Below are 21392 nucleotides of genomic sequence, written 5' to 3'. Positions count from 1 at the left end.
TCTTGTGGAGCTAGCCTATTATCTTAAATAGACGAAAAGGAGAAAAAGATGGCAAACAAAAAAATCCGTATCCGTTTGAAAGCTTACGAACACCGTACGCTTGACACAGCGGCTGCAAAAATCGTAGAATCAGCTACTCGTACAGGTGCACAAGTTGCGGGTCCAATCCCACTTCCAACTGAGCGTAGCCTCTACACAATCATTCGTGCGACTCACAAATACAAAGACTCTCGCGAACAATTTGAAATGCGTACACACAAACGTTTGATCGATATCGTTAACCCAACTCAAAAAACAGTTGATGCGTTGATGAAATTGGATCTTCCAAGTGGTGTAAACGTAGAAATCAAACTTTAATCCAAAGTTTGAAACCTTGAGCATGAAAAACGCTCGTTAAAAACTTTTTGAATAAAAAATATAGAAAAGGAACTATTTTCTCATGACAAAAGGAATCTTAGGGAAAAAAGTGGGAATGACTCAAATCTTCACTGAAGCTGGCGAATTGATCCCTGTAACAGTTATTGAAGCAACTCCAAACGTTGTTCTTCAAGTTAAAACTGTAGAAACAGACGGATACAACGCTATCCAAGTTGGTTTCGATGACAAACGTGAAGTATTGAGCAACAAACCTGCTAAAGGACATGTAGCAAAAGCTAACACGGCTCCTAAGCGCTTCATTCGTGAATTCAAAAACGTTGAAGGCTTGGAAGTTGGTGCTGAAATCACAGTTGAAACATTCGCAGCTGGAGACGTTGTTGACGTAACTGGTACTTCTAAAGGTAAAGGTTTCCAAGGTGTTATTAAACGCCACGGACAATCACGTGGACCAATGGCTCACGGTTCTCGTTACCACCGTCGTCCAGGTTCTATGGGACCTGTTGCACCTAACCGCGTATTCAAAGGTAAAAACCTTGCAGGACGTATGGGTGGCGACCGCGTAACAATTCAAAACCTAGAAGTTGTACAAGTTGTTCCAGAAAAGAACGTTATCCTTATCAAAGGTAACGTACCAGGTGCTAAGAAATCTCTTATCACTATCAAATCAGCAGTTAAAGCTGGTAAATAATAAAGAAAGGGGAAATCAGTCACAATGGCAAACGTAACATTATTTGACCAAACTGGTAAAGAAGCTGGCCAAGTTGTTCTTAACGATGCAGTATTTGGTATCGAACCAAATGAATCAGTTGTGTTTGATGTGATCATCAGCCAACGCGCAAGCCTTCGTCAAGGAACACACGCTGTTAAAAACCGCTCTGCAGTATCAGGTGGTGGACGCAAACCATGGCGTCAAAAAGGAACTGGACGTGCTCGTCAAGGTTCTATCCGCTCACCACAATGGCGTGGTGGTGGTGTTGTCTTCGGACCAACTCCACGTTCATACGGCTACAAACTTCCACAAAAAGTTCGTCGCCTAGCTCTTAAATCAGTTTACTCTGAAAAAGTTGCTGAAAACAAATTCGTAGCTGTAGACGCTCTTTCATTTACAGCTCCAAAAACTGCTGAATTTGCAAAAGTTCTTGCAGCATTGAGCATCGATTCTAAAGTTCTTGTTATCCTTGAAGAAGGAAATGAATTCGCAGCTCTTTCAGCTCGTAACCTTCCAAACGTGAAAGTTGCAACTGCTACAACTGCAAGTGTTCTTGACATCGCAAATAGCGACAAACTTCTTGTCACACAAGCAGCTATCTCTAAAATCGAGGAGGTTCTTGCATAATGAATTTGTATGATGTTATCAAAAAACCTGTTATCACTGAAAGCTCAATGGCTCAACTTGAAGCAGGAAAATATGTATTTGAAGTTGACACTCGTGCACACAAACTTTTGATCAAGCAAGCTGTTGAAGCTGCTTTCGAAGGTGTTAAAGTTGCCAACGTTAACACAATCAACGTAAAACCAAAAGCAAAACGTGTTGGACGTTACACTGGTTTTACTAACAAAACTAAAAAAGCTATCATCACACTTACAGCTGATTCAAAAGCAATCGAGTTGTTTGCTGCTGAAGCTGAATAATCTAAGGAGGAAATATCGTGGGAATTCGTGTTTATAAACCAACAACAAACGGTCGCCGTAATATGACTTCTTTGGATTTCGCTGAAATCACAACAAGCACTCCTGAAAAATCATTGCTTGTTGCATTGAAGAGCAAGGCTGGTCGTAACAACAACGGTCGTATCACAGTTCGTCACCAAGGTGGTGGACACAAACGTTTCTACCGTTTGGTTGACTTCAAACGTAACAAAGACAACGTTGAAGCTGTTGTTAAAACAATCGAGTACGATCCAAACCGTTCTGCAAACATCGCTCTTGTACACTACACTGACGGTGTGAAAGCATACATCATCGCTCCAAAAGGTCTTGAAGTTGGTCAACGTATCGTTTCAGGTCCAGAAGCAGATATCAAAGTCGGAAACGCACTTCCACTTGCTAACATCCCAGTTGGTACTTTGATCCACAACATCGAGTTGAAACCAGGTCGTGGTGGAGAATTGGTGCGTGCAGCTGGAGCTTCTGCTCAAGTATTGGGTCAAGAAGGTAAATATGTTCTTGTTCGTCTTCAATCTGGCGAAGTACGAATGATTCTTGGAACTTGTCGTGCAACAGTTGGTGTTGTCGGAAACGAACAACATGGACTTGTTAACCTTGGTAAAGCAGGACGTAGCCGTTGGAAAGGTATCCGCCCAACAGTTCGTGGTTCTGTAATGAACCCTAACGATCACCCACACGGTGGTGGTGAAGGTAAAGCACCAGTTGGTCGTAAAGCGCCATCTACTCCATGGGGCAAACCTGCTCTTGGTCTTAAAACTCGTAACAAGAAAGCGAAATCTGACAAACTTATCGTTCGTCGTCGCAACGAGAAATAATTTAAAACTAGTCGCATAAGCGCTAGATAATCCGCCAGCTCGGTAGCGCTCCTTGTGAGCGCAAGCCGCTGTGGTACAACATTTAAAGGAGAAAATATAAAAATGGGACGCAGTCTTAAAAAAGGACCTTTCGTCGATGAGCATTTGATGAAAAAAGTTGAAGCTCAAGCTAACGACGAAAAGAAAAAAGTTATCAAAACTTGGTCACGTCGTTCAACGATCTTCCCAAGTTTCATTGGTTATACTATCGCAGTTTATGACGGACGTAAACACGTACCTGTTTACATCCAAGAAGACATGGTAGGTCACAAACTTGGTGAATTTGCACCAACTCGTACTTACAAAGGTCACGCTGCAGACGACAAGAAAACACGTAGAAAATAAGGAGAACATAAATGGCAGAAATTACTTCAGCTAAAGCAATGGCTCGTACAGTACGTGTTTCACCTCGTAAATCACGTCTTGTTCTTGACAATATCCGTGGTAAAAGCGTAGCCGATGCTATTGCAATCTTGACATTCACTCCAAACAAAGCTGCTGAAATCATCTTGAAAGTTTTGAACTCAGCTGTAGCTAACGCTGAAAACAACTTTGGTTTGGATAAAGCTAACTTGGTAGTATCTGAAGCATTCGCAAACGAAGGACCAACTATGAAACGTTTCCGTCCACGTGCGAAAGGTTCAGCTTCACCAATCAACAAACGTACAGCTCACATCACTGTGGCTGTTGCAGAAAAATAAGGAGGTAACATCGTGGGTCAAAAAGTACATCCAATTGGTATGCGTGTCGGCATCATCCGTGATTGGGATGCCAAATGGTATGCTGAAAAAGAATACGCGGATTACCTTCATGAAGATCTTGCAATCCGTAAATTCGTTCAAAAAGAATTGGCTGACGCAGCTGTTTCAACTATCGAAATTGAACGCGCAGTAAACAAAGTTAACGTTTCACTTCACACTGCTAAACCAGGTATGGTTATCGGTAAAGGTGGTGCTAACGTTGATGCACTCCGTGCAAAACTTAACAAATTGACTGGAAAACAAGTACACATCAACATCATCGAAATCAAACAACCTGATTTGGATGCTCACCTTGTAGGTGAAGGAATTGCTCGTCAATTGGAGCAACGTGTTGCTTTCCGTCGTGCACAAAAACAAGCAATCCAACGTGCAATGCGTGCTGGAGCTAAAGGAATCAAAACTCAAGTATCAGGTCGTTTGAACGGTGCAGATATCGCCCGTGCAGAAGGATACTCTGAAGGAACTGTTCCACTTCACACACTTCGTGCAGATATCGATTACGCTTGGGAAGAAGCAGACACAACATACGGTAAACTTGGTGTTAAAGTATGGATCTACCGTGGTGAAGTTCTTCCAGCTCGTAAAAACACTAAAGGAGGTAAATAACCAATGTTAGTACCTAAACGTGTTAAACACCGTCGTGAATTCCGTGGAAAAATGCGCGGTGAAGCAAAAGGTGGAAAAGAAGTAGCATTCGGTGAATACGGTCTTCAAGCTACAACTAGCCACTGGATCACTAACCGCCAAATCGAAGCTGCTCGTATCGCCATGACTCGTTACATGAAACGTGGTGGTAAAGTTTGGATTAAAATCTTCCCACACAAATCATACACTGCTAAAGCTATCGGTGTGCGTATGGGATCTGGTAAAGGGGCGCCTGAAGGTTGGGTAGCACCAGTTAAACGTGGTAAAGTGATGTTTGAAGTTGCTGGTGTATCTGAAGAGATCGCTCGCGAAGCGCTTCGTCTTGCAAGCCACAAATTGCCAGTTAAATGTAAATTCGTAAAACGTGAAGCAGAATAAGGAGAAGGCATGAAACTTAATGAAGTAAAAGAATTTGTTAAAGAACTTCGTGGTCTTTCTCAAGAAGAACTCGCGAAGCGCGAAAACGAATTGAAAAAAGAATTGTTTGAACTTCGTTTCCAAGCTGCTACTGGTCAATTGGAACAAACAGCTCGCTTGAAAGAAGTTAAAAAACAAATCGCTCGTATCAAAACAGTTCAATCTGAAGCGAAATAATAGACTAGGGAAGGAGAAATTTCAATGGAACGCAATAATCGTAAAGTTCTTGTTGGACGTGTTGTATCTGACAAAATGGACAAGACAATCACAGTTGTAGTTGAAACAAAACGTAACCACCCAGTCTATGGTAAACGTATTAACTACTCTAAAAAATACAAAGCACATGATGAAAACAATGTTGCCAAAGAAGGTGATATCGTACGTATCATGGAAACTCGCCCGCTTTCAGCTACAAAACGTTTCCGTCTTGTAGAAGTTGTTGAAGAAGCGGTCATCATCTAATCAAACCTGAAAGGAGAAAACTGAAATGATTCAAACAGAAACTCGTTTGAAAGTCGCAGACAACAGCGGTGCTCGCGAAATCTTGACTATCAAAGTTCTTGGTGGTTCAGGACGTAAATTTGCAAACATCGGTGATGTTATTGTGGCATCTGTAAAACAAGCTACTCCTGGTGGTGCGGTTAAAAAAGGTGACGTTGTAAAAGCTGTTATCGTTCGTACTAAATCAGGTGCTCGTCGTGCTGATGGTTCATACATCAAATTTGACGAAAACGCAGCAGTTATCATCCGTGAAGACAAAACTCCTCGCGGAACACGTATCTTTGGCCCAGTTGCACGTGAATTGCGTGAAGGTGGCTTCATGAAGATCGTGTCACTTGCTCCAGAAGTACTTTAATTTTTAGAAACAAACTAGTCCCCTAGCTTAAAGCTAGGGTGCCCTTATGGGCGTAAGAAAAATCAAGGAGAAACCTAATGTTTGTAAAAAAAGGCGACAAAGTTCGCGTAATCGCTGGTAAAGATAAGGGAACAGAAGCTGTTGTCCTTACTGCCCTTCCAAAAGTAAACAAAGTTATCGTTGAAGGTGTGAATATCGTTAAGAAACACCAACGTCCAACTAACGAACTTCCTCAAGGTGGTATCATCGAGAAAGAAGCAGCTATCCACGTATCAAACGTTCAAGTTTTGGATAAAAACGGTGTAGCTGGTCGTGTTGGTTACAAATTTGTAGACGGTAAAAAAGTTCGCTACAACAAAAAATCAGGCGAAGTGCTTGATTAATCACGAAGGAAAGGAGAAGTATAATGGCAAATCGTTTAAAAGAAAAATATCTTAATGAAGTAGTTCCTGCTTTGACAGAACAATTCAACTACTCATCAGTGATGGCTGTGCCTAAAGTAGATAAGATCGTTTTGAACATGGGTGTTGGTGAAGCTGTATCAAACGCTAAAAGCCTTGAAAAAGCTGCTGAAGAATTGGCGCTTATCTCAGGTCAAAAACCACTTATCACTAAAGCTAAAAAATCAATCGCCGGCTTCCGTCTTCGTGAAGGTGTAGCGATCGGTGCAAAAGTTACCCTTCGTGGTGAACGTATGTACGAATTCTTGGACAAATTGGTTTCAGTTTCACTTCCACGTGTACGTGACTTCCACGGTGTTCCAACAAAATCATTTGATGGACGCGGAAACTACACACTTGGTGTGAAAGAACAATTGATCTTCCCAGAAATCAACTTCGATGACGTTGACAAAACTCGTGGTCTTGACATCGTTATCGTAACAACTGCTAACACTGACGAAGAGTCACGTGCATTGCTTACAGGCCTTGGAATGCCTTTTGCAAAATAATATAGGAGGTAAATCTAATGGCTAAAAAATCAATGATTGCTAAGAACAAACGTCCAGCGAAGTTCTCTACTCAAGCTTATACTCGTTGTGAAAAATGTGGTCGTCCACATTCAGTTTACCGCAAATTTAAACTTTGCCGTGTTTGCTTCCGTGAATTAGCTTACAAAGGACAAATTCCTGGTGTAACAAAAGCATCTTGGTAATTTAAGATATCAAGGGCGTCAAAACTCCAAGTGAAAATAGGAAACTTGACGAAGAAACTGAAGTTTCTAGGAAAGTTTATCTTTTTCACACAGAGTTTAGCCCGGGTTCAGTTGGGTTTGCCAATTTGAACACGAGCTACAGCTTTGGCAAAAAAGACCAATTTGCTTTGGAGCATGGCTCCTGCATCAAATTGCCTATTTTTGCTCGTGCTGTTACGCTCTTTGTATCATGTATTAACTAGCAAGTGCGACTTGCAAACTACTAGTAAGAGGAGAAAAACAAAATGGTTATGACTGACCCAATCGCAGACTTCCTAACTCGTATTCGTAACGCTAACCAAGCAAAACACGAAGTACTTGAAGTACCTGCATCAAACATCAAAAAAGGGATTGCTGAAATCCTTAAACGCGAAGGTTTTGTAAAGAACGTTGAAATCATCGAAGATGACAAACAAGGCATCATCCGTGTATTCCTTAAATACGGACCAAACGGTGAAAAAGTTATCACTAACTTGAAACGTGTTTCTAAACCAGGACTTCGTGTCTACAAAAAACGTGAAGATCTTCCAAAAGTTCTTAACGGACTTGGAATTGCTATCCTTTCAACTTCTGAAGGTTTGCTTACTGATAAAGAAGCTCGCCAAAAGAACGTTGGTGGAGAAGTTATCGCTTACGTTTGGTAATTGATGATGTGAGAGCGTTAAAAGAATGCAGTGAAAATAGGAAGTTTGTAGCAGGAGCGATGCTCCAAGACAAACTTATCTTTTTCACCAAATTCTTAGCTCGAACTCTAATCAAGATACAAAGCTCGTTAGAGCGTGTTCAATTTAGCTATTGAACACAATAAGTATCTTTAACCCCGTGAAAACTGGCTGTAATGGCCTGACAATTTAACAGGAGAATAAAAACATGTCACGTATTGGTAATAAAGTTATCGTGTTGCCTGCTGGTGTTGAAATCACTAACAATGACAACGTTGTAACTGTAAAAGGACCTAAGGGAGAACTTACTCGTGAGTTCTCAAAAGATATTGAAATTCGTGTGGAAGGTACTGAAGTAACTCTTCACCGTCCAAATGATTCAAAAGAAATGAAAACAATCCACGGAACTACTCGTGCCCTTTTGAACAACATGGTTGTTGGTGTATCAGAAGGATTCAAGAAAGTACTTGAAATGCGTGGGGTTGGTTACCGTGCACAACTTCAAGGAAACAAACTTGTTTTGGCTGTAGGTAAATCTCATCCAGACGAAGTTGAAGCTCCAGAAGGAATTACTTTTGAACTTCCAAACCCAACAACAATTGCTATCAGCGGAATTTCAAAAGAAGTAGTTGGTCAAACAGCTGCTTACGTACGTAGCCTTCGCTCACCTGAACCATATAAAGGTAAAGGTATCCGTTACGTTGGCGAATACGTTCGTCTTAAAGAAGGTAAAACAGGTAAATAATGTTGAGTGGTTGATCTTCAACCACCGACCTATTTTCCAACTTTGTGCATAGCACACGATTTAAAACTAAAGAGGTGAAAACTGTGATTTCTAAACCAGATAAAAACAAACTCCGCCAAAAACGCCACCGTCGCGTTCGCGGAAAACTCTCTGGAACTGCTGATCGCCCACGTTTGAACGTATTCCGTTCTAATACAGGCATCTACGCTCAAGTGATTGATGACGTAGCGGGTGTAACGCTCGCAAGTGCTTCAACTCTTGACAAAGAAGTTTCAAAAGGAACTAAAACTGAACAAGCCGTTGCTGTCGGTAAACTCGTTGCAGAACGTGCAAACGCTAAAGGTATTTCAGAAGTGGTGTTCGACCGCGGTGGATATCTATATCACGGACGTGTGAAAGCTTTGGCTGATGCAGCTCGTGAAAACGGATTGAAATTCTAATAGGAGGACACTAGAAAATGGCATTTAAAGACAATGCAGTTGAATTAGAAGAACGCGTAGTTGCTGTCAACCGTGTTACAAAAGTTGTTAAAGGTGGACGTCGTCTTCGTTTCGCAGCTCTTGTTGTTGTTGGTGACCACAACGGTCGCGTAGGATTTGGTACTGGTAAAGCTCAAGAAGTTCCAGAAGCAATCCGCAAAGCAGTAGAAGATGCTAAGAAAAACTTGATTGAAGTTCCTATGGTTGGAACAACAATCCCACACGAAGTTCTTTCAGAATTCGGTGGAGCTAAAGTATTGTTGAAACCTGCTGTAGAAGGTTCTGGAGTTGCCGCTGGTGGTGCAGTTCGTGCCGTTGTGGAATTGGCAGGTGTGGCAGATATTACATCTAAATCACTTGGTTCTAACACTCCAATCAACATTGTTCGCGCAACTGTTGAAGGTTTGAAACAATTGAAACGCGCTGAAGAAGTTGCTGCCCTTCGTGGTATTTCAGTTTCTGATTTGGCATAAGAAAGGGGATAAAATGGCTCAAATTAAAATTACTTTGACTAAGTCTCCAATCGGACGCATTCCATCACAACGTAAAACTGTTGTAGCACTTGGACTTGGCAAATTGAACAGCTCTGTTATCAAAGAAGACAACGCTGCTATCCGTGGTATGATCACTGCAGTATCTCACTTGGTAACAGTTGAAGAAGTAAACTAATGAATTTTTAGGGGATGCGGCAATACTCATCCCCTAAAACTAGGTATAGTCATCTAAGATGACGAATGTATAGGCGAGTTGATTAGGGAGACAACCTTTTCTCTCTTATCGGCGCTAGCATTTTACAAAAGAGGAGAAAATAATAATGAAACTTCATGAATTGAAACCTGCAGAAGGTTCTCGTAAAGTACGTAACCGTGTTGGTCGTGGTACTTCATCTGGTAACGGTAAAACATCTGGTCGCGGTCAAAAAGGTCAAAAAGCTCGTAGCGGTGGCGGAGTTCGCCTTGGTTTTGAAGGTGGACAAACTCCATTGTTCCGTCGTCTTCCAAAACGTGGATTCACTAACATCAACGCTAAAGAATACGCAATTGTAAACCTTGACCAATTGAACGTCTTTGAAGACGGTGCAGAAGTAACTCCAGTTGTGCTTATCGAAGCAGGAATTGTGAAAGCTGAAAAATCAGGAGTTAAAATTCTTGGTAACGGTGAGTTGACTAAGAAATTGACTGTGAAAGCAGCTAAATTCTCTAAATCAGCTGAGGAAGCTATCACTGCTAAAGGTGGTTCTGTAGAAGTCATCTAAGAGAGGTGACCCATGTTTTTTAAATTATTAAAAGAAGCGCTCAAGGTTAAACAAGTTCGATCAAAAATTCTCTTTACGATTTTTATCATTCTTGTTTTTCGTATTGGGACAAGTATCACTGTTCCAGGTGTGAATGCAAAAAGTTTAGAAGCTCTCAGTGGTTTATCTTTCTTGAACATGCTTAGTCTTGTTTCAGGGAATGCCATGAAGAACTTCTCCGTTTTTGCACTCGGTGTAAGTCCGTATATCACTGCTTCCATCGTTGTTCAATTGCTACAAATGGATATTTTACCGAAGTTTGTAGAATGGGGCAAACAAGGGGAAGTGGGACGGAGAAAACTAAACCAAGCTACTCGATATATTGCACTTGTTCTTGCATTCGTTCAATCTATCGGGATCACAGCAGGGTTTAATACTCTATCTGGAGCAAAATTATTAACGACAGCTTTAACTCCACAAGTCTTTGTTACTATTGGTATTATCCTCACAGCAGGTAGTATGATTGTAACGTGGCTCGGGGAACAAATTACAGATAAGGGATACGGAAACGGTGTTTCTATGATCATCTTCGCAGGTATTGTCGCTTCAATCCCTGAGATGATTAAAGGCATCTATGTTGACTACTTCGTCAATATCCCAAGTAGCCGTTTGACTTCATCTATTATCTTTGTCGTTATTTTGATTATCGCTGTCTTGTTGATTGTTTACTTTACAACCTATGTTCAACAGGCAGAATATAAAATTCCAATCCAATATACAAAAGTTGCTCAAGGAGCCCCATCAAGCTCATACCTTCCATTGAAGGTAAACCCAGCGGGGGTTATCCCAGTTATCTTTGCAAGTTCCATTACAGCAGCGCCTGCAGCCATTCTTCAGTTTTTGAGTGCTACAGGTCATGATTGGGCTTGGGTACGTACAGCACAGGAAATGTTATCTACAACATCTCCGACAGGTGTTGCTATGTATGCCTTGCTCATCATTCTCTTTACGTTCTTCTATACATTTGTACAGATCAATCCAGAGAAAGCAGCAGAAAACTTGCAAAAGAGTGGAGCCTACATTCATGGGGTCCGTCCTGGTAAGGGGACTGAAGAATTCATGTCGAAACTTCTTCGTCGCCTTGCAACAGTCGGATCAATCTTCCTTGGTGTGATCTCAATCTTGCCGATTGTGGCAAAAGATGTCTTTGGCCTTTCAGAAGCTGTTGCTTTTGGGGGAACTAGTCTTTTGATCATTATCTCGACCGGTATCGAAGGAATCAAACAACTTGAAGGTTACCTATTGAAACGTAAGTATGTTGGTTTCATGGACAAAACAGAATAAAAGCAAGATTACTTTTGCTTAGAGAGTGGAGTATGAAGGTCTACCTATCAGAGAGACTTTCGTCTCCCCTCTTCTATTTTGTTTTTAAATAGGGGTTGAAACGAATTTCTGCTTCTATTTAAATACAAAATAAGGAGATCCTATCATGAATCTTTTGATTATGGGCTTACCTGGAGCAGGTAAGGGAACGCAAGCAGCTAAAATTGTGGAGCAATTCCACGTGGCACACATTTCAACTGGAGATATGTTCCGTGCTGCTATGGCTAATCAAACTGAAATGGGTGTACTTGCCAAGTCATACATCGACAAAGGTGAGTTGGTTCCAGATGAAGTTACAAATGGAATTGTTAAAGAACGCCTTTCTCAGGACGACATCAAAGAAACAGGTTTCTTGTTGGATGGTTACCCACGTACGATTGAACAAGCGCATGCCTTGGACAAAACATTGGCTGAACTTGGTATCGAACTGGAAGGTGTGATTAACATCGAAGTGAACCCAGACTGTCTCTTAGAACGTTTGAGCGGCCGTATCATCCATCGCGAAACAGGTGAAACCTTCCACAAAGTTTTCAACCCACCAGTTGACTACAAAGAAGAAGATTACTACCAACGCGAAGATGATAAACCTGAGACAGTTAAGCGTCGGTTGGATGTTAATATCGCACAAGGTGAACCAATCATTGCTCACTACCGTACCAAAGGTTTGGTCCACGATATCGAAGGAAATCAAGATATCAATGATGTGTTCAAAGACATCGAAAAAGTATTGACAAATTTGAAATAAAGCGTTTTTCATACTTGCAAAAAATCGCTACAAATGTTATACTGAGATAGTCTGACTTATAATTGTTGTCTCTATGTTTAGAGGCATCAAATCGAAATTTATGGAGGTGCTTTTGCGTGGCAAAAGACGATGTGATTGAAGTTGAAGGCAAAGTAGTCGATACAATGCCTAACGCAATGTTTACGGTTGAACTTGAAAATGGACATCAGATTTTAGCAACAGTTTCTGGTAAAATTCGTAAAAACTATATTCGTATTTTAGCGGGAGATCGTGTTACTGTCGAGATGAGTCCATATGACTTGACACGTGGACGTATCACTTACCGCTTTAAATAATCGAAAAACTTGGAGGGATAAGAAATGAAAGTAAGACCATCGGTCAAACCAATTTGCGAATACTGTAAAGTAATTCGTCGTAATGGTCGTGTTATGGTAATTTGCCCAGCAAATCCAAAACACAAACAACGTCAAGGATAAGATAGAAAGGAGAAAACATGGCTCGTATTGCTGGAGTTGACATTCCAAATGACAAACGCGTAGTAATCTCATTGACTTACGTTTATGGTATCGGACTTGCAACATCTAAGAAAATTTTGGCTGCTGCTGGAATCTCAGAAGATGTTCGTGTACGTGACCTTACATCAGATCAAGAAGATGCTATCCGTCGTGAAGTGGATGCAATCAAAGTTGAAGGTGACCTCCGTCGTGAAGTAAACTTGAACATCAAACGTTTGATGGAAATCGGTTCTTACCGTGGTATTCGTCACCGTCGTGGACTTCCTGTCCGTGGACAAAACACTAAAAACAACGCTCGCACTCGTAAAGGTAAAGCTGTTGCGATTGCTGGTAAGAAAAAATAATATAGGAGGTAAAAGTCTTGGCTAAACCAACACGTAAACGTCGTGTGAAAAAGAATATCGAATCTGGTATTGCTCATATTCACGCTACATTTAATAACACTATTGTTATGATTACTGATGTGCATGGTAATGCAATTGCTTGGTCATCAGCTGGTGCTCTTGGTTTCAAAGGTTCTCGTAAATCTACACCATTCGCTGCTCAAATGGCTTCAGAAGCTGCTGCTAAATCTGCACAAGAACACGGTCTTAAATCAGTTGAAGTTACTGTAAAAGGTCCAGGTTCTGGTCGTGAGTCAGCTATTCGTGCGCTTGCTGCCGCTGGTCTTGAAGTAACAGCAATTCGTGATGTGACTCCAGTGCCACACAATGGTGCTCGTCCTCCAAAACGTCGCCGTGTATAATCATCGCATTACACTGCTTTTCGTTTAAGAGGGAGTAACTAAATGATTGAGTTTGAAAAACCAAATATAACAAAAATTGATGAAAATAAAGATTATGGCAAGTTTGTAATCGAACCACTTGAACGTGGCTACGGTACAACTCTTGGTAACTCTCTTCGTCGTGTACTACTAGCTTCTCTACCAGGAGCAGCAGTGACATCTATCAACATTGAAGGTGTCTTGCATGAGTTCGACACAGTTCCAGGTGTTCGTGAAGACGTGATGCAAATCATTCTGAACATTAAAGGGATTGCAGTGAAATCATACGTTGAAGACGAAAAAATCATTGAACTTGATGTTGAAGGTCCTGCTGAAATTACAGCTGGAGACATTTTGACTGACAGTGATATTGAAATTGTAAATCCAGATCATTATCTCTTTACAATCGGTGAAGGTTCTTCTCTAAAAGCGACAATGACTGTTAACAGTGGTCGTGGATATGTACCTGCTGATGAAAACAAAAAAGATAATGCACCAGTTGGAACACTTGCTGTAGATTCTATTTATACACCAGTTACAAAAGTCAACTATCAAGTAGAGCCTGCTCGTGTAGGTAGCAATGATGGATTTGACAAATTAACCCTTGAAATCTTGACTAATGGAACAATTATTCCTGAAGATGCTTTAGGGCTTTCAGCACGTATCTTGACAGAACATCTTGATTTGTTTACAAATCTTACTGAGATTGCTAAGTCAACTGAAGTGATGAAAGAAGCTGATACTGAATCTGACGATCGTATTTTGGATCGGACGATTGAGGAACTGGACTTGTCTGTGCGTTCATACAATTGTTTGAAACGTGCCGGTATCAATACTGTGCATGATTTGACAGAAAAATCTGAAGCAGAGATGATGAAAGTACGAAATCTTGGACGCAAGAGTTTGGAAGAAGTGAAACTCAAACTCATTGACTTGGGTCTTGGATTAAAAGATAAATAAAGGAGGAATACATGGCTTACCGTAAACTAGGACGCACTAGCTCACAACGTAAAGCAATGCTTCGCGATTTGACAACTGACCTTTTGATCAACGAATCAATCGTTACAACTGAAGCTCGTGCTAAAGAAATCCGTAAAACTGTTGAAAAAATGATTACTCTAGGTAAACGTGGTGATTTGCATGCACGTCGTCAAGCAGCTGCTTTCGTACGTAATGAAATCGCATCTGAAAACTATGATGAAGCAACTGATAAGTACACTTCTACTACAGCACTTCAAAAATTGTTCTCAGAAATCGCACCTCGTTATGCTGAACGTAACGGTGGATACACTCGTATCCTTAAAACTGAACCACGTCGTGGTGATGCTGCGCCAATGGCGATCATTGAATTAGTATAAAATCATCAATTTTGTTGAGTGTTATGATGATGGAGTCTTGTGCTCTTAGTCTAGCTCTGGTCTACCGCTGGGACTTCGGTCCTAGCGGGAACACTCATCATCATTTGATAGGGTAGACGCTTGTTTACGAAATTGTTTTTTGTTTAAGAACAACTTCGTAAGCAGGCGTTTTTTAGTATTTTTTACGGAAATATGCTATACTAGGGAAAAAGAAAATCAAAAACGTTCAGGTTTTCTAATAATCGTAGAATGGGAGTCTAAAGATGAAGGCTATTATTACAGTGGTTGGCAAGGACAAGGCAGGTATCGTTGCAGGCGTGTCTACTAAGATTGCAGAGTTGGGTTTGAATATTGACGATATTTCTCAGACGGTGTTGGATGAATACTTTACTATGATGGCGGTCGTTTCTAGTGACGAAAAACAGGATTTCACTTATCTTCGAAATGAATTTGAAACTTTCGGTCAGACCTTGAATGTCAAAATAAATATTCAAAGTGCGGCGATTTTTGACGCTATGTATAATATCTAGGAGGTGGCTATGGATATTAGACAAGTTACAGAAACCATTGCCATGATCGAGGAGCAGAACTTCGATATCAGAACCATCACCATGGGGATTTCCCTTTTGGATTGTATTGATCCAGATATTGAACGTGCTGCTGAAAAGATTTACCAAAAAATCACCACTAAAGCTGCAAATTTAGTGGCTGTAGGAGACGAAATTGCTGCAGAACTTGGGATTCCTATTGTTAATAAACGGGTATCGGTGACTCCGATTTCTTTAATTGGTGCAGCGACTGATGCGACGGACTATGTTGTTTTGGCAAAGGCTCTTGATAAGGCTGCCAAGGAGATTGGTGTTGACTTTATTGGTGGATTCTCTGCCTTGGTACAAAAAGGCTACCAAAAAGGAGATGAAATTCTCATCAATTCTATCCCACGCGCTCTAGCTGAGACAGACAAGGTTTGTTCGTCTGTTAATATTGGCTCAACCAAGTCAGGTATCAACATGACTGCGGTTGCAGATATGGGACGTATCATCAAGGAGACAGCGAACCTATCAGATATGGGTGCGGCCAAGTTGGTCGTATTTGCTAATGCTGTTGAGGACAATCCTTTTATGGCAGGGGCTTTCCACGGTGTTGGCGAAGCAGATGTTATCATCAATGTCGGGGTTTCGGGTCCTGGTGTGGTCAAGCGTGCCTTGGAAAAGGTTCGTGGACAGAGCTTTGATGTAGTAGCCGAGACGGTCAAGAAAACGGCTTTTAAGATTACTCGTATCGGTCAATTAGTTGGGCAAATGGCGAGTGAACGCCTTGGTGTTGACTTTGGAATTGTCGACCTAAGCTTGGCACCTACTCCTGCGGTTGGTGATTCTGTGGCTCGTGTCCTTGAGGAAATGGGCCTAGAAACAGTTGGTACGCATGGGACGACGGCTGCCCTCGCTCTTTTGAATGACCAAGTTAAGAAGGGCGGAGTGATGGCTTGTAACCAAGTCGGTGGCTTGTCAGGTGCTTTTATCCCCGTTTCTGAAGATGAGGGGATGATTGCTGCGGTGCAAGATGGCTCTCTAAATTTAGAGAAACTAGAGGCCATGACGGCTATCTGTTCAGTTGGACTGGATATGATTGCCATTCCAGAAGATACGCCTGCTGAAACCATTGCGGCGATGATTGCGGATGAGGCGGCAATTGGTGTGATTAACATGAAAACAACGGCTGTCCGTATTATTCCAAAGGGCAAAGAAGGCGATATGATTGAGTTTGGTGGCTTGCTTGGAACAGCTCCAGTTATGAAGGTTAATGGGGCTTCGTCTGTTGATTTCATCTCTCGCGGTGGTCAAATTCCAGCTCCAATCCATAGTTTTAAAAATTAATAAAAAAGAGAGAAGATTTAAGTTGGGTTTAAGGATGACTGTGTATACTATAATCATTAAATAAAGACCTCCTAACTTTATTTAATAGAAATCCTAAACTTTTTCATAATAATCTCCTAGGGAAGCTACCGTAAGGGTAGCTTTTCTTGTGGTAAAATTAGGAGAAGGAGCTTTGCTTTTGAAAGCCAAATATTTCTTTGATCCATGATATAATAGAAGAAAATGGAGGATAGAAAATGTCTAAAGTAAGATTATACTTGGTACGTCATGGGAAAACCATGTTTAACACGATTGGACGTGCTCAAGGATGGAGTGATACACCTCTGACTGCAGAAGGTGAGTTGGGAATCCATGAACTGGGAATTGGCTTGAGAGAGTCTGGTTTGCAATTTGACCGAGCTTATTCCAGTGATTCAGGGCGTACCATTCAGACCATGGGAATCGTCCTAGAAGAACTGAGCTTACAAGGGAAAATCCCTTACCGTATGGATAAGCGAATCCGTGAGTGGTGCTTTGGTAGTTTTGATGGGGCCTATGATGGGGATCTCTTTATGGGGGTCATTCCGCGTGTTTTCAAGGTGGATCATGTTCATCAGTTATCCTATGCCGAGCTAGCAGAAGGCTTGGTAGAGGTTGATACTGCTGGTTGGGCTGAGGGTTGGGAAAAACTTAGTGGCCGAATCAAGGAAGGATTTGAGTCGATTGCCAAAGAAATGGAAGAACACGGTGGCGGAAATGCCCTGGTTGTCAGCCACGGGATGACCATTGGTACGATGGTTTATCTGATCAATGGTATGCATCCGCATGGTTTGGATAATGGTAGCGTGACGATTCTTGAATATGAGGACGGCCAGTTTAGCGTTGAGGTTGTTGGTGACCGTAGCTACCGGGAACTGGGACGTGAGAAGATGGAAGAAAATTCTATTTAATCAGTATATATGTTCACCAGAACTTCGGGTCATGTATTGTGATAAGAGATTAGAAAAAACAGCCTAGGATCATCCTTTCGGCTGTTTTTGATAGGGAAAAATTAGAGTGTAATGTTATTATTTTTAGAGATTTTCATGAATAACAGTAAGGAAGCGACTGTTAGGATAGATAAAATCGTGGATAAAGCTGCTGCCACACCATAATTTCCTCTGAGTACCTCTGTATAGATTGCTACGGTCATAGTTTTTGTTTTGACATTGTAGAGGAGGATAGAAGTAGATAGTTCTGAAATCATTGTTACCCATGATAGAATAGATCCAGAAATAATACCGGGTAACATCATTGGAACAGTGATTTTACTGAAAGTATTGAGACGGCTACTTCCTAAACTTTCAGCGGCTTCTTCAATACTAGGTGTTATTTGTTGCAAGCTAGCAACAGATGAGCGAATCGTATAAGGGAGTCTTCGGACAGATAAGGAGATAATCAATATAAAAGCTGTTCCAGTAATCATCAGAAATCCGCTTCCAAAAAGACCAGTATTGAATGAAGAAATGAAGGCAATACCTAGAACAGTTCCTGGCACAATATAAGGTACCATACTAAGGCTATCAATTAAGTTTGTAAACAAATTTCGTTTTCTAACAGCTAGGTAGGAGATAACTGTTGCAAATAAAACAACTAGAATCAAAGCAATCAAAGGAATCCGAATCGTATTAAAAATAGTAGATCCCATACGATTGAAGGCAATCTTGTAACTGTTTAGAGAATAGCCTTTGACAAATACCATACCTGATGTTTTTAGGAAAGAAGTATAAATCAAAAATAATTGAGGTAGAACAGAAAATAAGATAATTCCGTAAACCGTTGCATAAATGGCAGCCATTTTTCCTTTTGTAGTTTTTTTCGGCTCAATTGGATGGAGTGAATTCATGCTGAAACTATAGCGATTTGAAATATATTTTTGGATGAGGAAGATTGTTAAAGCAATGATGATCGCCATGATTGCTAAAGCCGATGCAAATGCAGAATTTCCGCCAACCTCACTAATGAATTGATTATAAATTAAAACAGGGAAAGTCCGATATCCTTCACCAATTAACATAGGAGTTCCGAAGTCGGAGAATGCTCTCATAAATACAAGTAGGGCAGCAGCAAGTAAAGTTGGAACTAAAAGGGGCAAAACAACTGTTATCATACGTTTGAATCCGATTACCCCCATACTTTCAGCGGCTTCAAGAAGGGAATGGTCAATTCTTTTCATTGCTCCAGCTACGTATAGAAAAACTAATGGAAATAGCTGAAGTGTAAACACAAGTACAATTCCTTTGAAGCCATAAATATCAATAGCTGGAAGATGAAGGACATTTGTCAAGAATTTAGTGATGACACCATTTCGTCCCAACAAGAGAATCCAGGAGTATGCCCCTACGAAAGGAGCTGACATAGAAGCAATGATAATCAATATCTGTAATAATTTCTTTCCTTTGAAGTCATATATAGAAAAGAGGTAGGCCAATAAGGTCCCTAAAACCAGGGAAGTTACAGTAGAAGTAATGGAGACGTTAAAACTGTTTACTAGTGTCTCAGAGTAATAGGATTTACTAAAGAAATCCTCAAAATTAGCTAGTGAGAATTTACCTTCATGTATGAGTGCTTGCTTGAGCACAATAACGATAGGATAAACAAGAAAAATAAGATAGGTAAGAAAGATGAGGAACGAGGAGGCTGTCCAAATATTTAGTTTTTTACCTTTCATAGCCAACTCCTGTAATAAGATTACGCGAACCATCTGCAGAAAAGACATTTAACTTTTGAGTATTGATTCGTAGACGAATTCGATCCCCTTTTTGAAGATCTTCTTCAAAAGTTGATTCTTCACTCACCTGTATTTTTGAAGAAAATACAGTCTCTACGAAATATTCAGTGGTGAGTCCAAGATAAACACTATCTGAAATGATTCCTTCAATATCACCAGATTCATCTTTGATAAACTCTTCGGGACGGATACTTACAAGAATAGCTTGTTCCTGAGCTTGATCAAGAGCTGGCATAGGGAGGGCATAACCATCTGAAAAGACGATATAAGCACCGTCGGTCCGTTTTTTTAGTTTGGCTGGGATGAGATTTGTGCGTCCGATAAAGGTTGCCACAAACTCATTAGCTGGTTTATGGTAGAGCTCTTTTGGGCGTCCGACTTGTTGGATGATCCCATCTTTCATAACAGCAATCTGGTCTGAAATAGCCATCGCTTCTTCTTGGTCGTGGGTCACATATACAGTTGTAATTCCCACCTCGTGTTGAATTTCTCGAATAACTTGGCGCATATCTAAGCGAAGTTTCGCATCCAGGTTACTAAGTGGCTCATCCATGAGGAGAACACTTGGATTAACAGCTAAGGCACGTGCCAAGGCGACACGTTGTTGTTGTCCACCACTGAGTTTATCGGGCTTTCGATCTGCGTATTGATCAATTTGCATTAGTTCCAGATATTTATTGGTTTGTTGAACTAATTCCTCTTTTGGAACCTTTTTTTGTCTAAGACCAAAAGCAACATTATCACGGACAGTCAAATGTGGAAAAATAGCGTAGTTTTGGAAAACCATTCCGATATTTCGTTTGCTGGGTTCTATATTATTGATTTTAGTATCATCGAAGTAAAATTCTCCGCCTTCAATACTGTTGAAGCCTGCAATCATTCGAAGAAGGGTCGTTTTTCCACAACCTGAAGGTCCAAGAATGGTGAAAAGACTTCCTTTTGGAATCGTAACATTTAAATTCTCAATGACAGGAATGTCATGGTAGATTTTTTTTGCGTTAATAATTTTGATCTCACTCATAGTGAACCTCTTTTACTGTTTCGATTGAATATTAGTGAAAATATCATTGTACTTTTTAAGAATAGCTGATTTATTTTGGAGGACATAATCTGAATCTTCAGTGGCGATATTGATTTCTGTCATTGATTTCATATTTTTATTGGTTTTAGCATTTTTTCGAATGGGTCTGATGGTTGTTTCAGTTCCTAGTTTATCCTGAATGTCTTGAGAAAGAAGGAAATCGATAAATTTTTTAGCGTTTTCCATGTGTTTGGCGTTTTTGATAATAGCTGCGTTACCAGGCAAAAAGACGGTTCCTTCTTTTGGATAAATGACTTTTATATCAACGCCATCGTTTAAGAGTTTCAATGCAGGATCTTCATAGGTGAGTCCGACAGCCATTTCTCCGTCAGCGACTGATTTGTAGACATTTGAAGAACTAGAAGCAATTTTCCCATCTACTAAGCTAAATAGATTTTTCACATATGTCCAAGCTTGCTCATTTTCATAGCCACCTTGATCCACAAGCATGTTTGTTAATTGAGCAAAGGCACTAGAAGAATTACTTGGATCAGCAGTAGCAATCTTTCCTTTTAATTTAGGATTAAGTAAATCATCATAGCCTTCAATTTTAATATCTTTGGTTAAAGCTGAATTGACAATCAGAACACTGACATCAAGAGTGTATGGAGTGTAGAATCCTGTTTTATTCTGATATTCTGGGATAATTTGGTCGTTTTCTAGGGAGGTATAGGGCTCAAAGAGTTTTTCGTTAGAAGAGAAGAGTGCGTAGGAACCTCCGAAAATGACATCGGCTACAGGAGCTTCTTTCTCAGCCTCTGCTTTCTTGAATAATTCACCAGTACTAGCTTGGACTAAATCAACCTTGATGCCATATTTTTCTTCGAAGGCTGGGATTGTTTCTTCAATAAGATCTTCAGGGTTAGGCGAATAGATAACTAAAGTCTTATCTGTATCATTTTCAATGCTAGTTTCAGCTTCGGTTGTTGAAGAACATCCTGACAAAATTAGAAATATCCAGCTGAAAGAGAGAAGCGATAGTATTTTTTTCATAATTTTTCTCCTTTTTACGAACATTATTCTCTGTTTGT

At 40.6% G+C, this 21392-nt stretch carries 35 protein-coding genes; 32 read left to right on the top strand and 3 right to left on the bottom strand.

From position 1 onward, the window contains the following. Positions 1 to 48: 48 nt before the first annotated feature. The 32 genes from rpsJ (at position 49) to SNAG_RS08570 (ending at position 17460) form a co-directional block, all read left to right on the top strand. Positions 49 to 357, top strand: coding sequence for a 30S ribosomal protein S10 (gene rpsJ, locus SNAG_RS08725; RefSeq protein ID WP_001284513.1), 309 nt, complete (start codon positions 49 to 51; stop codon positions 355 to 357). An 82-nt stretch (positions 358 to 439) separates the two neighbouring features. Next, the gene (gene rplC / locus SNAG_RS08720) at positions 440 to 1066 is read left to right on the top strand and encodes a 50S ribosomal protein L3 (RefSeq protein WP_000160197.1); all 627 of its coding nucleotides are present in this window, start codon (positions 440 to 442) and stop codon (positions 1064 to 1066) included. Between the two features lie 24 nt (positions 1067 to 1090). Then, entirely contained in the window at positions 1091 to 1714 is a 624-nt protein-coding gene (rplD, locus tag SNAG_RS08715) for a 50S ribosomal protein L4 (RefSeq protein WP_000024537.1), read from the top strand. Then, complete coding sequence (locus tag SNAG_RS08710) at positions 1714 to 2010, top strand: 50S ribosomal protein L23 (protein WP_001055347.1); 297 nt, start codon at positions 1714 to 1716, stop codon at positions 2008 to 2010. Before rplD ends, SNAG_RS08710 begins: the two co-directional genes overlap by 1 nt. 17 nt (positions 2011 to 2027) lie before the next feature. Then, a complete protein-coding gene (gene rplB, locus SNAG_RS08705) occupies positions 2028 to 2861 on the top strand; it encodes a 50S ribosomal protein L2 (RefSeq protein ID WP_000512910.1) in 834 nt (277 codons plus the stop codon). Positions 2862 to 2963: 102 nt separating this feature from the next. Beyond that, positions 2964 to 3245 (top strand): 30S ribosomal protein S19, encoded by a 282-nt coding sequence (gene rpsS / locus SNAG_RS08700; protein ID WP_000533766.1) that lies wholly within the window; start codon positions 2964 to 2966, stop codon positions 3243 to 3245. Positions 3246 to 3256: 11 nt separating this feature from the next. After that, positions 3257 to 3601 carry a 50S ribosomal protein L22 gene (gene rplV / locus SNAG_RS08695; RefSeq protein ID WP_000818137.1) on the top strand — a complete coding sequence of 115 codons (345 nt, stop codon included), beginning with the start codon at positions 3257 to 3259 and terminating at the stop codon, positions 3599 to 3601. A gap of 12 nt (positions 3602 to 3613) precedes the next feature. Then, positions 3614 to 4267, top strand: a complete 654-nt coding sequence (gene rpsC, locus SNAG_RS08690) for a 30S ribosomal protein S3 (protein WP_000529936.1) — start codon at positions 3614 to 3616, stop codon at positions 4265 to 4267. Between the two features lie 3 nt (positions 4268 to 4270). Further along, on the top strand, positions 4271 to 4684 hold the full coding sequence (rplP, locus tag SNAG_RS08685) for a 50S ribosomal protein L16 (RefSeq protein WP_000960948.1): 414 nt from the start codon (positions 4271 to 4273) through the stop codon (positions 4682 to 4684). 9 nt (positions 4685 to 4693) lie between these two features. Then, on the top strand, positions 4694 to 4900 hold the full coding sequence (gene rpmC, locus SNAG_RS08680; protein ID WP_000772918.1) for a 50S ribosomal protein L29: 207 nt from the start codon (positions 4694 to 4696) through the stop codon (positions 4898 to 4900). Positions 4901 to 4924: 24 nt separating this feature from the next. After that, positions 4925 to 5185: a 30S ribosomal protein S17 gene (rpsQ, locus tag SNAG_RS08675; RefSeq protein WP_000440801.1), complete on the top strand. Its 261-nt coding sequence runs from the start codon at positions 4925 to 4927 to the stop codon at positions 5183 to 5185. Positions 5186 to 5210: 25 nt separating this feature from the next. Continuing rightward, complete coding sequence (gene rplN, locus SNAG_RS08670) at positions 5211 to 5579, top strand: 50S ribosomal protein L14 (protein ID WP_000616545.1); 369 nt, start codon at positions 5211 to 5213, stop codon at positions 5577 to 5579. Between the two features lie 77 nt (positions 5580 to 5656). After that, a complete protein-coding gene (gene rplX, locus SNAG_RS08665) occupies positions 5657 to 5962 on the top strand; it encodes a 50S ribosomal protein L24 (RefSeq protein ID WP_000497691.1) in 306 nt (101 codons plus the stop codon). A gap of 23 nt (positions 5963 to 5985) precedes the next feature. Beyond that, complete coding sequence (gene rplE / locus SNAG_RS08660; RefSeq protein ID WP_000013542.1) at positions 5986 to 6528, top strand: 50S ribosomal protein L5; 543 nt, start codon at positions 5986 to 5988, stop codon at positions 6526 to 6528. 17 nt (positions 6529 to 6545) lie between these two features. After that, positions 6546 to 6731, top strand: a complete 186-nt coding sequence (locus SNAG_RS08655; RefSeq protein ID WP_001085697.1) for a type Z 30S ribosomal protein S14 — start codon at positions 6546 to 6548, stop codon at positions 6729 to 6731. Positions 6732 to 7015: 284 nt separating this feature from the next. Further along, complete coding sequence (gene rpsH / locus SNAG_RS08650; protein WP_000245504.1) at positions 7016 to 7414, top strand: 30S ribosomal protein S8; 399 nt, start codon at positions 7016 to 7018, stop codon at positions 7412 to 7414. A gap of 226 nt (positions 7415 to 7640) precedes the next feature. Next, positions 7641 to 8177 carry a 50S ribosomal protein L6 gene (gene rplF / locus SNAG_RS08645; protein WP_000086628.1) on the top strand — a complete coding sequence of 179 codons (537 nt, stop codon included), beginning with the start codon at positions 7641 to 7643 and terminating at the stop codon, positions 8175 to 8177. 83 nt (positions 8178 to 8260) lie between these two features. Continuing rightward, positions 8261 to 8617 (top strand): 50S ribosomal protein L18, encoded by a 357-nt coding sequence (gene rplR / locus SNAG_RS08640; RefSeq protein WP_000624044.1) that lies wholly within the window; start codon positions 8261 to 8263, stop codon positions 8615 to 8617. 17 nt (positions 8618 to 8634) lie between these two features. Further along, a complete protein-coding gene (gene rpsE, locus SNAG_RS08635; RefSeq protein ID WP_000874204.1) occupies positions 8635 to 9129 on the top strand; it encodes a 30S ribosomal protein S5 in 495 nt (164 codons plus the stop codon). Positions 9130 to 9142: 13 nt separating this feature from the next. Then, entirely contained in the window at positions 9143 to 9325 is a 183-nt protein-coding gene (gene rpmD, locus SNAG_RS08630) for a 50S ribosomal protein L30 (RefSeq protein ID WP_000057241.1), read from the top strand. Between the two features lie 145 nt (positions 9326 to 9470). Beyond that, positions 9471 to 9911, top strand: coding sequence for a 50S ribosomal protein L15 (gene rplO / locus SNAG_RS08625; RefSeq protein ID WP_000766089.1), 441 nt, complete (start codon positions 9471 to 9473; stop codon positions 9909 to 9911). 12 nt (positions 9912 to 9923) lie between these two features. Further along, the gene (secY, locus tag SNAG_RS08620; protein WP_000465387.1) at positions 9924 to 11234 is read left to right on the top strand and encodes a preprotein translocase subunit SecY; all 1311 of its coding nucleotides are present in this window, start codon (positions 9924 to 9926) and stop codon (positions 11232 to 11234) included. A 145-nt stretch (positions 11235 to 11379) separates the two neighbouring features. Then, on the top strand, positions 11380 to 12018 hold the full coding sequence (locus tag SNAG_RS08615; protein WP_096408465.1) for an adenylate kinase: 639 nt from the start codon (positions 11380 to 11382) through the stop codon (positions 12016 to 12018). Positions 12019 to 12134: 116 nt separating this feature from the next. After that, entirely contained in the window at positions 12135 to 12353 is a 219-nt protein-coding gene (infA, locus tag SNAG_RS08610) for a translation initiation factor IF-1 (RefSeq protein WP_001029883.1), read from the top strand. 24 nt (positions 12354 to 12377) lie between these two features. After that, the gene (gene rpmJ / locus SNAG_RS08605) at positions 12378 to 12494 is read left to right on the top strand and encodes a 50S ribosomal protein L36 (RefSeq protein WP_001808836.1); all 117 of its coding nucleotides are present in this window, start codon (positions 12378 to 12380) and stop codon (positions 12492 to 12494) included. Positions 12495 to 12511: 17 nt separating this feature from the next. Further along, positions 12512 to 12877, top strand: a complete 366-nt coding sequence (gene rpsM / locus SNAG_RS08600; protein ID WP_000090781.1) for a 30S ribosomal protein S13 — start codon at positions 12512 to 12514, stop codon at positions 12875 to 12877. A gap of 17 nt (positions 12878 to 12894) precedes the next feature. Then, the gene (rpsK, locus tag SNAG_RS08595; protein ID WP_001118385.1) at positions 12895 to 13278 is read left to right on the top strand and encodes a 30S ribosomal protein S11; all 384 of its coding nucleotides are present in this window, start codon (positions 12895 to 12897) and stop codon (positions 13276 to 13278) included. A gap of 42 nt (positions 13279 to 13320) precedes the next feature. Then, positions 13321 to 14256: a DNA-directed RNA polymerase subunit alpha gene (locus SNAG_RS08590; RefSeq protein WP_000568993.1), complete on the top strand. Its 936-nt coding sequence runs from the start codon at positions 13321 to 13323 to the stop codon at positions 14254 to 14256. An 11-nt stretch (positions 14257 to 14267) separates the two neighbouring features. Then, positions 14268 to 14654 (top strand): 50S ribosomal protein L17, encoded by a 387-nt coding sequence (gene rplQ, locus SNAG_RS08585; RefSeq protein ID WP_000331493.1) that lies wholly within the window; start codon positions 14268 to 14270, stop codon positions 14652 to 14654. A gap of 263 nt (positions 14655 to 14917) precedes the next feature. Beyond that, positions 14918 to 15184, top strand: a complete 267-nt coding sequence (locus tag SNAG_RS08580; RefSeq protein ID WP_000644111.1) for an ACT domain-containing protein — start codon at positions 14918 to 14920, stop codon at positions 15182 to 15184. 9 nt (positions 15185 to 15193) lie between these two features. Further along, positions 15194 to 16531 (top strand): PFL family protein, encoded by a 1338-nt coding sequence (locus tag SNAG_RS08575; RefSeq protein ID WP_096408462.1) that lies wholly within the window; start codon positions 15194 to 15196, stop codon positions 16529 to 16531. Positions 16532 to 16767: 236 nt separating this feature from the next. Beyond that, a complete protein-coding gene (locus SNAG_RS08570) occupies positions 16768 to 17460 on the top strand; it encodes a histidine phosphatase family protein (protein WP_096408460.1) in 693 nt (230 codons plus the stop codon). A gap of 101 nt (positions 17461 to 17561) precedes the next feature. On the opposite strand, the gene SNAG_RS08565 is transcribed toward SNAG_RS08570, so the two are convergent. From SNAG_RS08565 to SNAG_RS08555, 3 genes are read right to left on the bottom strand one after another with little or no spacing between them, the layout of a single operon-like run. Then, on the bottom strand, positions 17562 to 19220 hold the full coding sequence (locus SNAG_RS08565; RefSeq protein WP_096408457.1) for an ABC transporter permease: 1659 nt from the start codon (positions 19218 to 19220) through the stop codon (positions 17562 to 17564). After that, positions 19210 to 20301: an ABC transporter ATP-binding protein gene (locus SNAG_RS08560; RefSeq protein WP_096408454.1), complete on the bottom strand. Its 1092-nt coding sequence runs from the start codon at positions 20299 to 20301 to the stop codon at positions 19210 to 19212. Before SNAG_RS08560 ends, SNAG_RS08565 begins: the two co-directional genes overlap by 11 nt. Before the next feature lie 12 nt (positions 20302 to 20313). After that, complete coding sequence (locus SNAG_RS08555) at positions 20314 to 21354, bottom strand: ABC transporter substrate-binding protein (RefSeq protein ID WP_172842405.1); 1041 nt, start codon at positions 21352 to 21354, stop codon at positions 20314 to 20316. Between the last annotated feature and the right edge of the window lie 38 nt (positions 21355 to 21392).

Origin of the sequence: Streptococcus sp. NPS 308, from assembly GCF_002355895.1 — a bacterium.
Lineage (GTDB): Bacteria > Bacillota > Bacilli > Lactobacillales > Streptococcaceae > Streptococcus.
The sequence above is the reverse complement of the archived record's forward strand: the minus strand, read 5'-3'. Positions and strand labels throughout refer to the sequence as shown.

Excerpts from the sequence above, each read along its gene's own strand:
- rpsJ (WP_001284513.1), top strand. The coding sequence starts at position 49 with ATGGCAAACAAAAAAATCCGTATCCGTTTGAAAGCTTACGAACACCGT.
- rplC (WP_000160197.1), top strand. The coding sequence starts at position 440 with ATGACAAAAGGAATCTTAGGGAAAAAAGTGGGAATGACTCAAATCTTC.
- rplD (WP_000024537.1), top strand. The coding sequence starts at position 1,091 with ATGGCAAACGTAACATTATTTGACCAAACTGGTAAAGAAGCTGGCCAA.
- SNAG_RS08710 (WP_001055347.1), top strand. The coding sequence starts at position 1,714 with ATGAATTTGTATGATGTTATCAAAAAACCTGTTATCACTGAAAGCTCA.
- rpsS (WP_000533766.1), top strand. The coding sequence starts at position 2,964 with ATGGGACGCAGTCTTAAAAAAGGACCTTTCGTCGATGAGCATTTGATG.
- rplV (WP_000818137.1), top strand. The coding sequence starts at position 3,257 with ATGGCAGAAATTACTTCAGCTAAAGCAATGGCTCGTACAGTACGTGTT.
- rplP (WP_000960948.1), top strand. The coding sequence starts at position 4,271 with ATGTTAGTACCTAAACGTGTTAAACACCGTCGTGAATTCCGTGGAAAA.
- rpmC (WP_000772918.1), top strand. The coding sequence starts at position 4,694 with ATGAAACTTAATGAAGTAAAAGAATTTGTTAAAGAACTTCGTGGTCTT.
- rpsQ (WP_000440801.1), top strand. The coding sequence starts at position 4,925 with ATGGAACGCAATAATCGTAAAGTTCTTGTTGGACGTGTTGTATCTGAC.
- rplN (WP_000616545.1), top strand. The coding sequence starts at position 5,211 with ATGATTCAAACAGAAACTCGTTTGAAAGTCGCAGACAACAGCGGTGCT.
- rplX (WP_000497691.1), top strand. The coding sequence starts at position 5,657 with ATGTTTGTAAAAAAAGGCGACAAAGTTCGCGTAATCGCTGGTAAAGAT.
- rplE (WP_000013542.1), top strand. The coding sequence starts at position 5,986 with ATGGCAAATCGTTTAAAAGAAAAATATCTTAATGAAGTAGTTCCTGCT.
- SNAG_RS08655 (WP_001085697.1), top strand. The coding sequence starts at position 6,546 with ATGGCTAAAAAATCAATGATTGCTAAGAACAAACGTCCAGCGAAGTTC.
- rpsH (WP_000245504.1), top strand. The coding sequence starts at position 7,016 with ATGGTTATGACTGACCCAATCGCAGACTTCCTAACTCGTATTCGTAAC.
- rplF (WP_000086628.1), top strand. The coding sequence starts at position 7,641 with ATGTCACGTATTGGTAATAAAGTTATCGTGTTGCCTGCTGGTGTTGAA.
- rpsE (WP_000874204.1), top strand. The coding sequence starts at position 8,635 with ATGGCATTTAAAGACAATGCAGTTGAATTAGAAGAACGCGTAGTTGCT.
- rpmD (WP_000057241.1), top strand. The coding sequence starts at position 9,143 with ATGGCTCAAATTAAAATTACTTTGACTAAGTCTCCAATCGGACGCATT.
- rplO (WP_000766089.1), top strand. The coding sequence starts at position 9,471 with ATGAAACTTCATGAATTGAAACCTGCAGAAGGTTCTCGTAAAGTACGT.
- secY (WP_000465387.1), top strand. The coding sequence starts at position 9,924 with ATGTTTTTTAAATTATTAAAAGAAGCGCTCAAGGTTAAACAAGTTCGA.
- SNAG_RS08615 (WP_096408465.1), top strand. The coding sequence starts at position 11,380 with ATGAATCTTTTGATTATGGGCTTACCTGGAGCAGGTAAGGGAACGCAA.
- rpmJ (WP_001808836.1), top strand. The coding sequence starts at position 12,378 with ATGAAAGTAAGACCATCGGTCAAACCAATTTGCGAATACTGTAAAGTA.
- rpsM (WP_000090781.1), top strand. The coding sequence starts at position 12,512 with ATGGCTCGTATTGCTGGAGTTGACATTCCAAATGACAAACGCGTAGTA.
- SNAG_RS08590 (WP_000568993.1), top strand. The coding sequence starts at position 13,321 with ATGATTGAGTTTGAAAAACCAAATATAACAAAAATTGATGAAAATAAA.
- rplQ (WP_000331493.1), top strand. The coding sequence starts at position 14,268 with ATGGCTTACCGTAAACTAGGACGCACTAGCTCACAACGTAAAGCAATG.
- SNAG_RS08580 (WP_000644111.1), top strand. The coding sequence starts at position 14,918 with ATGAAGGCTATTATTACAGTGGTTGGCAAGGACAAGGCAGGTATCGTT.
- SNAG_RS08575 (WP_096408462.1), top strand. The coding sequence starts at position 15,194 with ATGGATATTAGACAAGTTACAGAAACCATTGCCATGATCGAGGAGCAG.
- SNAG_RS08570 (WP_096408460.1), top strand. The coding sequence starts at position 16,768 with ATGTCTAAAGTAAGATTATACTTGGTACGTCATGGGAAAACCATGTTT.
- SNAG_RS08565 (WP_096408457.1), bottom strand. The coding sequence starts at position 19,220 with ATGAAAGGTAAAAAACTAAATATTTGGACAGCCTCCTCGTTCCTCATC.
- SNAG_RS08560 (WP_096408454.1), bottom strand. The coding sequence starts at position 20,301 with ATGAGTGAGATCAAAATTATTAACGCAAAAAAAATCTACCATGACATT.
- SNAG_RS08555 (WP_172842405.1), bottom strand. The coding sequence starts at position 21,354 with ATGAAAAAAATACTATCGCTTCTCTCTTTCAGCTGGATATTTCTAATT.